The sequence below is a fragment of the Acidovorax sp. Root70 genome (assembly GCF_001428225.1).
Lineage (GTDB): Bacteria > Pseudomonadota > Gammaproteobacteria > Burkholderiales > Burkholderiaceae_C > Acidovorax.
This window is the reverse complement of the sequence record NZ_LMHQ01000031.1, coordinates 39375-49352: the sequence shown is the minus strand read 5'-3', so window position 1 is coordinate 49352 and position 9978 is coordinate 39375. Positions and strand designations below refer to the sequence as shown.

7 protein-coding genes and 1 riboswitch are annotated in these 9978 nt (G+C 65.5%); of the genes, 6 read left to right on the top strand and 1 reads right to left on the bottom strand.

Features of this window, described 5'->3' with window-relative positions:
* Nucleotides 1-21 precede the first annotated feature (21 nt).
* Nucleotides 22-1251 (top strand): cell division protein FtsA, encoded by a 1230-nt coding sequence (gene ftsA, locus ASD94_RS19940; RefSeq protein WP_015012559.1) that lies wholly within the window; start codon nucleotides 22-24, stop codon nucleotides 1249-1251.
* 151 nt (nucleotides 1252-1402) lie between these two features.
* A complete protein-coding gene (ftsZ, locus tag ASD94_RS19935; protein ID WP_056646732.1) occupies nucleotides 1403-2644 on the top strand; it encodes a cell division protein FtsZ in 1242 nt (413 codons plus the stop codon).
* A gap of 142 nt (nucleotides 2645-2786) precedes the next feature.
* Here ftsZ and ASD94_RS19930 read toward each other — a convergent pair whose 3' ends face one another.
* Nucleotides 2787-4568, bottom strand: a complete 1782-nt coding sequence (locus ASD94_RS19930; RefSeq protein WP_056646730.1) for a methyl-accepting chemotaxis protein — start codon at nucleotides 4566-4568, stop codon at nucleotides 2787-2789.
* A gap of 195 nt (nucleotides 4569-4763) precedes the next feature.
* On the opposite strand from ASD94_RS19930, the gene lpxC reads away from it, so the two are divergent.
* From lpxC to ASD94_RS19915, 4 genes are all read left to right on the top strand, one after another.
* Nucleotides 4764-5687, top strand: coding sequence for a UDP-3-O-acyl-N-acetylglucosamine deacetylase (gene lpxC / locus ASD94_RS19925; RefSeq protein ID WP_056646728.1), 924 nt, complete (start codon nucleotides 4764-4766; stop codon nucleotides 5685-5687).
* Between the two features lie 12 nt (nucleotides 5688-5699).
* Nucleotides 5700-5876 carry a hypothetical protein gene (locus tag ASD94_RS23895; protein WP_200954261.1) on the top strand — a complete coding sequence of 59 codons (177 nt, stop codon included), beginning with the start codon at nucleotides 5700-5702 and terminating at the stop codon, nucleotides 5874-5876.
* Nucleotides 5877-5927: 51 nt separating this feature from the next.
* Nucleotides 5928-6051, top strand: a riboswitch (TPP riboswitch).
* 114 nt (nucleotides 6052-6165) lie between these two features.
* Entirely contained in the window at nucleotides 6166-8070 is a 1905-nt protein-coding gene (thiC, locus tag ASD94_RS19920) for a phosphomethylpyrimidine synthase ThiC (protein WP_235510716.1), read from the top strand.
* Between the two features lie 196 nt (nucleotides 8071-8266).
* Complete coding sequence (locus ASD94_RS19915; protein WP_056646726.1) at nucleotides 8267-9916, top strand: methyl-accepting chemotaxis protein; 1650 nt, start codon at nucleotides 8267-8269, stop codon at nucleotides 9914-9916.
* Nucleotides 9917-9978: the final 62 nt, after the last annotated feature.

The following is a 9978-nucleotide window of genomic DNA, read 5'->3' as shown; positions in this document are numbered from 1 at the left end:
CAGAGAAGGGCAGAGACTGATATGGCAAGAGAATACAAAGATGTCGTCGTGGGGCTGGACATTGGCACCGCCAAGGTCATGGCCGTGGTGGCCGAGGTTCTGCCCAATGGCGAGCTCAAGCTCGCAGGCTTGGGCGTGGCCCCGAGCAACGGTCTCAAGCGCGGCGTGGTGGTCAACATCGACGCCACGGTCCAGAGCATTCAGCAGGCCTTGAAAGAAGCCGAGCTGATGGCGGACTGCAAGATCCAGCGCGTGTACACCGGCATCACGGGCAGCCATATCCGCGGGCTGAACTCCAGCGGCATGGTGGCCGTGAAGGACAAGGAAGTCACCTCGGCCGACGTGGCGCGCGTGGTGGAGACGGCCAAGGCCATCAACATCAGCAGCGACCAGCGCCTGTTGCTGGTGGAGCCGCAGGAATTCGTGATCGACGGGCAGGACGTGAAGGAGCCCATCGGCATGAGCGGCATCCGCCTCGAGGCCAAGATCCATATCGTGACCGGCGCGCAAAGCGCCGCCGAGAACATCATCAAGTGCGTGCGCCGCTGCGGCCTGGAGGTCGAGCAGCTCATGCTGAACCCGCTCGCCAGCAGCCAGGCGGTGCTGACCGACGACGAGCGCGAGCTGGGCGTGGTGGTGGTGGACATCGGCGCAGGCACGACCGACGTGGCCATCTTCACCGGCGGTGCCATCCGCCACACAGCGGTGATTCCGATTGCGGGCGACCTCATCACCAGCGACATCGCGATGGCGCTGCGCACCCCTACGAAGGACGCCGAAGACATCAAGGTGGAAAGCGGCTACGCCAAGCAGCTGCTGGCGGACCCCGAGGCGCAGGTGGAAGTGCCCGGCCTGGGCGACCGCAGCCCGCGCATGCTGAGCAAGCAGGCGCTGGCCGGTGTGATCGAGCCGCGTGTCGAAGAAATCTTCTCGCTCGTGCAGCAGGTGGTGCGCGAGTCGGGCTACGAAGAAGTGCTGTCCTCGGGCATCGTGCTCACGGGCGGCAGCTCGGTGATGCCCGGGATGATCGAGCTGGGCGAAGACATCTTCCTCAAGCCCGTGCGGCGCGGCATCCCCAAGTATTCGAGCGCGCTGGCGGACATGGTGGCCCAGCCCCGTGCGGCCACCGTCATGGGCTTGCTGGAAGAGGCCCGACTGGCGCGCCTGCGCGGCTTCAAGGTGGCCCAGAAGAGCGGGTCGATGAAGACCGCATTCGGGCGCTTCAAGGATTTCATCGTGGGGAATTTCTGACCATGAAATACCCCCTGTGGCTAGCGCGTGGGAGCCCTCACCAAGTACCGCGCGAGCGATGGCGATGTACAGGACCGCCACGCCCTACAAGAAAAATGATCCCATCTCTCAATTGGCAATTGCATACGAATTTAGAACCAGGAGCTCCAAGATGACCATCGAAATGATCGAAGCCGAAGAATTCAACCAGGGCACCCAGATCAAGGTGATCGGTGTGGGCGGCGGCGGCAGCAATGCCGTCGAGCACATGATTGCCCGCAGTGTGCAGGGTGTGGAGTTTGTCAGCGCCAACACCGATGCGCAGGCGCTCACGCGCAGCTCGGCGCACCGCGTCATCCAGCTCGGCAACAGCGGCCTGGGAGCAGGCGGCAAGCCAGAGAAGGCGCGCGATGCTGCAGAGGCGGCGGCGGAAGATATCCGCGAGGCCATCGCTGGCGCACACATGCTGTTCATCACGGCCGGCATGGGCGGCGGCACGGGCACTGGCGCGGCACCCGTGATCGCGCGCGTGGCCAAGGAAATGGGCATCCTGACGGTGGGCGTGGTCACCAAGCCCTTCGATTGGGAAGGCGGTCGCCGCATGAAGAATGCCGACGATGGCCTGGCCGAGCTGGAAGCCAACGTGGACTCGCTGATCGTGGTGCTCAACGAAAAGCTGCTGGACGTGCTGGGCGACGACATCACCCAGGACGAGGCCTTTGCCCATGCCAACGACGTGCTTAAGAACGCCGTGGGCGGCATTGCCGAGATCATCAACGAGTACGGCCAGGTGAACGTGGACTTTGAAGACGTGCGCACCGTGATGGGCGAGCCCGGCAAGGCCATGATGGGTACGGCCACCGCCAGCGGCCCGGACCGCGCGCGCATCGCTGCCGAGCAGGCCATTGCCTGCCCGCTGCTCGAAGGCATCGACCTGTCGGGCGCCAAGGGGGTGCTGGTGCTGGTCACGGCCAGCAAGGGCAGCCTCAAGCTGTCCGAGTCGCGCCAGGCCATGAACACCATCAACGCCTACGCGTCGACCGATGCGCATGTGATCTTCGGTGCCGCCTACGACGAAAGCCTGGGCGACGAGATCCGCGTGACCGTGGTGGCCACAGGCCTGTCGCGTGCCAACGCACGCCGCCAGCCCATCTCCGTGGTGCAGGGTGGCTTGCGCACGGGCACGGACAACATGGCCTACCAGATGCCTGTTGCAGGCGTTGGTACCCTGGGTGGCGCGGTGGGCGTGCAAGGTGGCCATGCAGGCAGCACACAGGCTGACTACGGCAGCATGTCGGTGCCCAGCGTGTGGCGCACCAACCGCACGCAGGCGGCAGCCCGCGTGGATGCCCTGTCGTCGGGCGGCATGGATGATCTGGAGATCCCCGCCTTCCTGCGCAAACAGGCCGACTGACAGCCCGGCTGATCGGATCTCGCCGCCTCTTCCCGGGGCTGCAAGAAAAAAGTCCTGCCAGCGCAAGCTGGCAGGACTTTTTTTCTGGGTTGGCGTGATTCAGCGCGCGCTCATGCCTGGGTGGCCCCAGGCCTCTCAGCGATCAGAAAGATTCCCAATCGTCGTTGTTGTCTGCCGCAGGCTTGGGGCTGCTGGCTTTGGGGGGCAATGCCGCCGCTGGGGCCGGTGAAGGCGCAGCAGGGCGAGAGGCTGCTGGCGCTTTGGCCAGGGCAGGGCGGGGCGCTGCCGCACGCACCGCAGGAGCCGCAGCCGGACGCCGGGTTGGCGCGGGTCGGCTGGTCGGGGCGGGCGCCGAGGTGCTGCCGTTCACTCGGAACAGCGCCACCACCTGGGTGAGCTTCATGGCCTGCTCGCGCAGGCTGTCGGCGGCGGCCGTGGATTCTTCCACCAGCGCTGAGTTCTGCTGCGTCATCTGGTCCAGCTGGTTCATGGCAGTGTTGACCTGTGCAATGCCCTGGCTCTGTTCGGACGTGGCCGCACGGATCTCGCCAATGATGTCGGTCACGCGCTGCACACTGGCCACGATCTCGGTCATGGTGGCGCCCGCATTGCCCACCAGGGCCGTTCCGGATTCGACCTTTTCGACCGACGCGCCGATCAGCGACTTGATCTCCTTGGCGGCCTCGGCGCTGCGCTGCGCCAGGCTGCGCACCTCGCCCGCCACCACGGCAAAGCCCCGGCCCTGCTCTCCAGCGCGGGCGGCTTCCACGGCGGCGTTGAGCGCGAGGATGTTGGTCTGGAACGCGATGCCGTCGATGACGCCAATGATGTCGCTGATCTTCTTGCTGCTGGCGTTGATGTCCTGCATGGTGGACACCACCTGCGACACCACCTCGCCCCCGCGCGCGGCCACCTCGGCGGCGGACGTGGCCATCTGGTTGGCGGTCTGCGCGGAGTCGGAGGTCTGCTTCACGGTGCTGGTCAGCTCCTCCATGCTGCTGGCCGTGGTCTGCAGGTTGCTGGCCGTGTCTTCGGTGCGGTGGGCCAGGTCGTTGTTGCCCTGGGCGATCTCGCTGGACGCGGTGGCGATGCTGTCGGTGGCCGAGCGCACTTCGGTCACCAGCTTGCGCAGCGAGGTCACCATGTGGGCCAGGCCGTCGAGCATGGAGCCCGGCGGGGCGGCCGGGATCTGCGCGTCCAAGTTGCCTTCGGCCACCTCCGACATGATGGAAATGGCATGGGTGGGCTCGCCGCCAATCTGGCGCAACACCGAGCGCGACACCAGCAGGCCGATCACCCCCACCGCCACAAATACCGCCAGCACCAGTGCCAGGCTCGACCACAGGGCCTGGCGCAGCATGGCATCCACGTCATCCGTATACAGCCCGGAGCCGACCATCCAGTTCCAGCCCTCCACCTTGACGATGTACTGCAGCTTGGGCACGGGCGTCTGCTGACCGGGGCGCGCAAACATGGTGGGCACAAAGGCCTTGCCATCCTTGCTGCTGCGCATGCCGTTGACCAGCAAGCCGATGATGTCCACGCCCGAGCCGTCCTTGACCTTGCCGAGCATGTCCTGCCCGTCCCACTCGGTCTTGAAGGGGTGCATCACGCCCACGCCCTCCGTGGTCCAGATGTAGAAGTATTCGGTCTTGCCCTCGGGCCCGCCGTACCGGGCAATGCGCAAGGCATCCTTGGCGGCTTTCTGCGCGTCTTCTACCGACATGGCGCCGCTGGCGGCCTTGGCCTGGTAGCCGACCACGATGCTGTGGGCGGACTGTACGGCGGTGGTCAGCAAGTCCTTGCGGGACTCGGTGATCAGCCGCCGCTCCTGGAGGAGGGACAGGATGGCCATGATCAGCAGCGCCGTGAGCGCGGTGCCGATCATGAGCATGACCTTCATCTTGAAACTGAGTTTGCTCATGGGAGTCTCCTGTGGGGCGGGTGTAGTGAGTTCATGTTGTGTATTTTCAAGGCCCTCAGACTGCAAATTGTGCGGCGAAGCATGGGGCCTGCACAGTAGGTGAAAACGCGGCGGTAGCTCTACGTACGCATTGCTTTGAGAAGCGACAAGACCTCTGCGTGTGCGGGGCAGTGCCGCAGAAACTAAAATGCGCAGATGCTCCAGCAACGCACCCTCAAGACCCTGACCCGCGCCGTAGGTGTGGGTTTGCACAGCGGCCAGCGGGTCGAGTTGACCCTGCGGCCCGCGCAGCCGGACACGGGCATCGTGTTCCGGCGGGTGGACCTGCCGCAGCCGGTGGACATTCCCATCCGTGCCGAGGCGGTGACGGATACGCGGTTGGCGTCCACCATCGCGGTGGGCAATGCCAAGGTGCACACCGTGGAGCATCTGATGTCGGCCTGTGCGGGGCTGGGTATCGACAACCTCTATGTGGACATCACGGCCGAAGAGGTCCCCATCCTCGACGGGTCTTCGGCCTCGTTCGTGTTCCTGCTGCAGAGCGCCGGGGTGGAGCTGCAGAACGCGCCCAAGCGCTTCATCCGCGTCACCCGCCCCGTGGAGGTGCGCGAGGGCGAAGGCGCCAACGCCAAGTGGGCGCGCCTCACGCCGTACCACGGCTACAAGCTCAGTTTTGAAATCGACTTTGACCACCCGGCCGTGGACTCCACCGGCCAGCGCGTGGAGTTTGACCTGGGGCAAGGCAACTACAGCCGCGACATTGCTCGCGCGCGCACCTTTGGCTTCACCCGCGATGTCGAAATGATGCGCTCCAACGGCCTGGCGCTGGGCGGCGGACTGGACAACGCCATCGTCATGGACGACTACAAGGTGCTCAACAGCGACGGCCTGCGCTACGACGACGAGTTCGTGAAGCACAAGATCCTGGATGCCATGGGCGACCTGTACCTCATCGGCAAGCCGCTGCTGGCCGCCTACAGCGCCTTCCGCTCGGGCCATGCCATGAACAACTTGCTGCTGCGCGAGCTGCTGGCCCAGCGCGATGCCTGGGAAGTGGTCACGTTCGAAGACGAACGCCACGCCCCCCCCGGCTTTGCGCAGCCCGCGCGCGCCTGGTAAGGCCCGCCCGCCATGTTGATCTTTCGCTGGCTGGCCATGCTGCTGCTTCTGGCAGCGGCCGTGTCGTTTGCGTTTTATGCCGGCACCGGCCAGCCGCGCTACAAGCGCCTGGGGCTCGTCATCCTCAAGTGGACGGTGATTGCCGCCGTTTTCTTCTTTGCAGTGCTCCTCATCGGTCGCCTGGCCTGATGCGCTGATGCAAGGGGCTCTGCAGCCCCGGTTTTCCTCTGCCCTATACTCGCGCCTGCTCCGGGGTGTGCTGATGCGCTGAGATGCAAGGGTCCTGAAGGAATTCGGGCGAGCTTGCGAACCCGACGAACTTGATCCGGTTCATACCGGCGGAAGAAGAGCCGACCTCCTTGTCCCCGTGCCCGCAGTCCCTGTGGGCACGCCATGCCCCAGGCGCCGCAGCACCTGGGGGGCGCACAGGTCCATTCCGGAGCAGACCCCACCGCCACCGGAACCAGGAGACCTGCCCATGAACGCCCCCGATCCCCACGCCCAACTGGCTGCCCCCGAGAAATTCGCCGAGCTGCTCGCACGCACCCGCGAACCCTTTCCCGCATCGCGCAAGGCCTATATCCCCGGCCAGCTGCACGCCGACCTGCGCGTGCCCGTACGCGATATTGCGCTCACCAACGGCGAGCTGGTCAGCGTGTATGACACCTCGGGCCCGTACACCGACCCCAACGCGGTGATCGATGTGCGCCAAGGCCTGGCCAGCGTGCGCGGCGGCTGGATCACCGGCCGTGGCGACGTGGAGCACTACGAAGGCCGCGCGCCCGTGGCGTTGGACGATGGGCAAAAGAGCGAAGACGCCACCCGCCTCGCCCAATTGCGCGCTGAAGCTGCCGCGCTGCAGCGCAAGCCCCTGCGCGCTAAAAGTGGTGCCAACGTCACGCAGATGCACTACGCCAAGAAGGGCATCATCACGCCCGAGATGGAGTACGTGGCCATCCGTGAAAACGGCAAGCGCGAGTGGATGGCCCAGTACATGGCCGATGCAGGCCGTGAGCAGCGCCTGATGGGCAACCCCATGGGCGCCAGCATCCCGCGCATCATCACGCCCGAATTCGTGCGCGACGAAGTGGCCCGGGGCCGCGCCATCATTCCGGCCAACATCAACCACCCCGAGGTGGAACCGATGGCGATTGGCCGCAACTTCCTGGTCAAGATCAACGCCAACATCGGCAACTCGGCCGTCACGTCCAGCATTGAAGAAGAGGTTGAAAAGCTGGTGTGGGCGATCCGCTGGGGTGCCGACAACGTGATGGACCTGTCCACTGGCAAGAACATCCACACCACGCGCGACTGGATAGTGCGCAACTCGCCTGTGCCCATCGGCACGGTGCCGATCTACCAAGCGTTGGAAAAGGTGGGCGGCATTGCCGAGGACCTGACCTGGGAAATCTTCCGCGACACGCTGATCGAGCAGGCCGAGCAGGGCGTGGACTACTTCACCATCCACGCCGGCGTGCGCCTGGCCTACATCCACCTCACGGCGCAGCGCCGCACCGGCATCGTCTCGCGCGGCGGCTCCATCATGGCCAAGTGGTGCATGGCGCACCACCGCGAGAGCTTCCTGCACGAGCACTTCGAAGACATCTGCGACATCATGAAGGCGTACGACGTGTCGTTCAGCCTGGGCGATGGCCTGCGGCCCGGCTGCGCATCGGACGCCAATGACGAAGCGCAGTTTGCCGAGCTGCACACGCTGGGCGAACTGACTCAGGTGGCGTGGAAGCACGACGTGCAGACCATGATCGAAGGCCCCGGCCATGTGCCCATGCACATGATCCAGGCCAACATGACCGAGCAGCTCAAGACCTGCCACGAAGCGCCGTTCTACACCCTGGGGCCGTTGACCATCGACATCGCGCCCGGGTACGACCACATCGCCAGCGCCATCGGCGCCGCCATGATCGGCTGGATGGGCACGGCCATGCTGTGCTACGTGACGCCCAAGGAGCACCTGGGCCTGCCCGACCGTGACGACGTGAAGCAGGGGATCATTGCGTACAAGATCGCGGCCCACGCGGCCGATGTGGCCAAGGGCCACCCGGGTGCCCGCTCGCGCGACGATGCGTTGAGCCAGGCGCGCTTCGACTTCCGCTGGCAGGACCAGTTCAACCTGGGCCTGGACCCCGAGACGGCCAAGGAATACCACGACGAGACCCTGCCCAAGGACTCGGCCAAGGTGGCGCATTTCTGCTCGATGTGCGGCCCCAAGTTCTGCTCGATGAAGATCACGCAGGAAGTGCGCGACTTCGCGGCGCAAAAGGGCGTGGCCGAGGCCGAAGCCCTGGCCCAGGGCATGCAGACCAAGGCGGCGGAGTTCCAGCAGGGCGGGGGCGAGCTGTACATCCCGCTCAAGCCCGTGTGATGGCGGCGGCGCAATAAGCGCAGCTACTGGCCCCGAGGATTCCCTGCAACCGGGCCTCGGGGCCGTGCTTACCCTGTGCGGCGGACGGCCCGGCCCGGCATATAGTCCCGCCCACCCCCGGCCCAGAAGGTAGGGGGTGTGTGTGGCACCAAATTTGCTATGCTGGACTGTCTGTTAAAAAATGTAAGGAAGAGCAATGAACGCTCTCGGCCGCTTCTCGATCCGCACGCGTCTCTATTTCGGAACCGTCTTTTCCCTGATCCTTCTGGTCGTCATTGGAGCCATGGGTTATGTGGCCCTCGACCGCACGCGCGGCACGCTGCAGGTGCTGTTCTCGGAGCGCGTGCAGACCCTGACCGACATGTCCGAACTGCGCACCACCCTGGGTGACCTGCGCCGGACCGAGAAAGACATCATCATCAACTTCAACAACTCGGTCGAGGTGTCCGCCTTGCGCGAGACCTGGGCCAAGACACTGGCTGCGTTGCGCAAGAGCCTGTCCGATGTGCGCCAGGTGCAGTCGGGCGATGCGGCGTTTGTCGAGTCCATCGACAAGTCGCTGGCCGAGATCAAGGCCTACGAAACCGGCATCTCGCCCATCTTCGAGCAGATCGAGCGGGCGCAGCTTGATGGCGCGGGCGGCGGCGCCTATGCCGACCGCCTGAAGGTCCACATGGAGGCCACCGACAAGCTGTTCTCCAGCCTGGCCGCCGCCGCGCGCGCACAGATGGACGAGGCCCGTGCGGGCGTTGAATCGCGCACCTCCACCATGGCCGCGCTGATCGGTGTGGGCCTGGTGCTGGCGCTGGCGGTGCTGATTCCGCTCACGTTCTTCAGCGTGCGCTCCATCACCAAGTCCCTCGGGCAGGCGCAGGAGCTGGCCGAACGCATTGCCAGCGGCGACCTGTCGCGCGATGTGGCGGCCATGAACCAGGACGAAGTGGGCCAGCTGGTGGGCGCCATGGGCCGCATGCAGGACGCGTTGCGTGACCTGGTGCGCCAGGTGCAGGACGCGGCGGGCAACATCTCCACCGCCAGCTCCGAGATCGCCAGCGGCAACCACGACCTGAGCCACCGCACCGAGCAGACGGCGGCCAACCTGGAAGAGACGGCCTCGTCGATGGAAGTGCTGACCAGCACCGTGCAGCAAAGTGCACAGTCCTCGCGCCAGGCCAGCGACTTCGCGTCGACCGCCGCCGAGGTGGCCGCACGCGGCGGGGCCGTGGTGTCGCAGGTGGTGACCACCATGGACCAGATCACCACCAGCTCGCGCAAGATTGCCGACATCACGGGCGTGATCGATTCGATTGCGTTCCAGACCAACATCCTGGCGCTCAACGCTGCAGTGGAAGCCGCCCGTGCCGGTGAGCAGGGCCGCGGCTTTGCCGTGGTGGCCAGCGAGGTGCGCAACCTCGCGCAGCGCAGCGCCGAGGCCGCCAAGGAGATCAAGGGCCTGATCGGTTCGTCGGTGGAGCGGGTGGAGGACGGCTCGCGTCTGGTGAGCCAGGCCGGCCAGACCATGACGGAGATCGTGAGCAGCGTGCGGCGCGTGTCCGACATCATTGCGGAGATCACCGCCTCGTCGGCCGAGCAGAGCGACAACATCGGCCAGATCAGCCAGTCGGTCACCCAGCTGGACCAGATGACGCAGCAGAACGCGGCGCTGGTGGAGGAATCTACCGCAGCGTCCGAGTCGCTGCGTGAGCAGGCCCACCACCTCAACAGCGCCGTCAGCCAGTTCAAGCTGCAGGATGGCGCATCGCCCTCGGCCACGTTCAACACCCCCGTTGCCGCAGCACCCGCCGTCGCCCAGGTGGCGCGCCGACCTGCGTTGCAGATCCGGTAATTTCAGGTGTTTTTGGCTGGTAGCGCTAGTGCTTCATGCGCTAGCAGCTATCAGATGTATAG

Coding starts and splice junctions, on each gene's coding strand:
- ASD94_RS23895 (WP_200954261.1), top strand. CDS start 5,700: ATGTTGATCTTTCGCTGGCTGGCCATGCTGCTGCTTCTGGCAGCGGCC.
- thiC (WP_235510716.1), top strand. CDS start 6,166: ATGAACGCCCCCGATCCCCACGCCCAACTGGCTGCCCCCGAGAAATTC.
- ftsZ (WP_056646732.1), top strand. CDS start 1,403: ATGACCATCGAAATGATCGAAGCCGAAGAATTCAACCAGGGCACCCAG.
- ASD94_RS19930 (WP_056646730.1), bottom strand. CDS start 4,568: ATGAGCAAACTCAGTTTCAAGATGAAGGTCATGCTCATGATCGGCACC.
- ftsA (WP_015012559.1), top strand. CDS start 22: ATGGCAAGAGAATACAAAGATGTCGTCGTGGGGCTGGACATTGGCACC.
- lpxC (WP_056646728.1), top strand. CDS start 4,764: ATGCTCCAGCAACGCACCCTCAAGACCCTGACCCGCGCCGTAGGTGTG.
- ASD94_RS19915 (WP_056646726.1), top strand. CDS start 8,267: ATGAACGCTCTCGGCCGCTTCTCGATCCGCACGCGTCTCTATTTCGGA.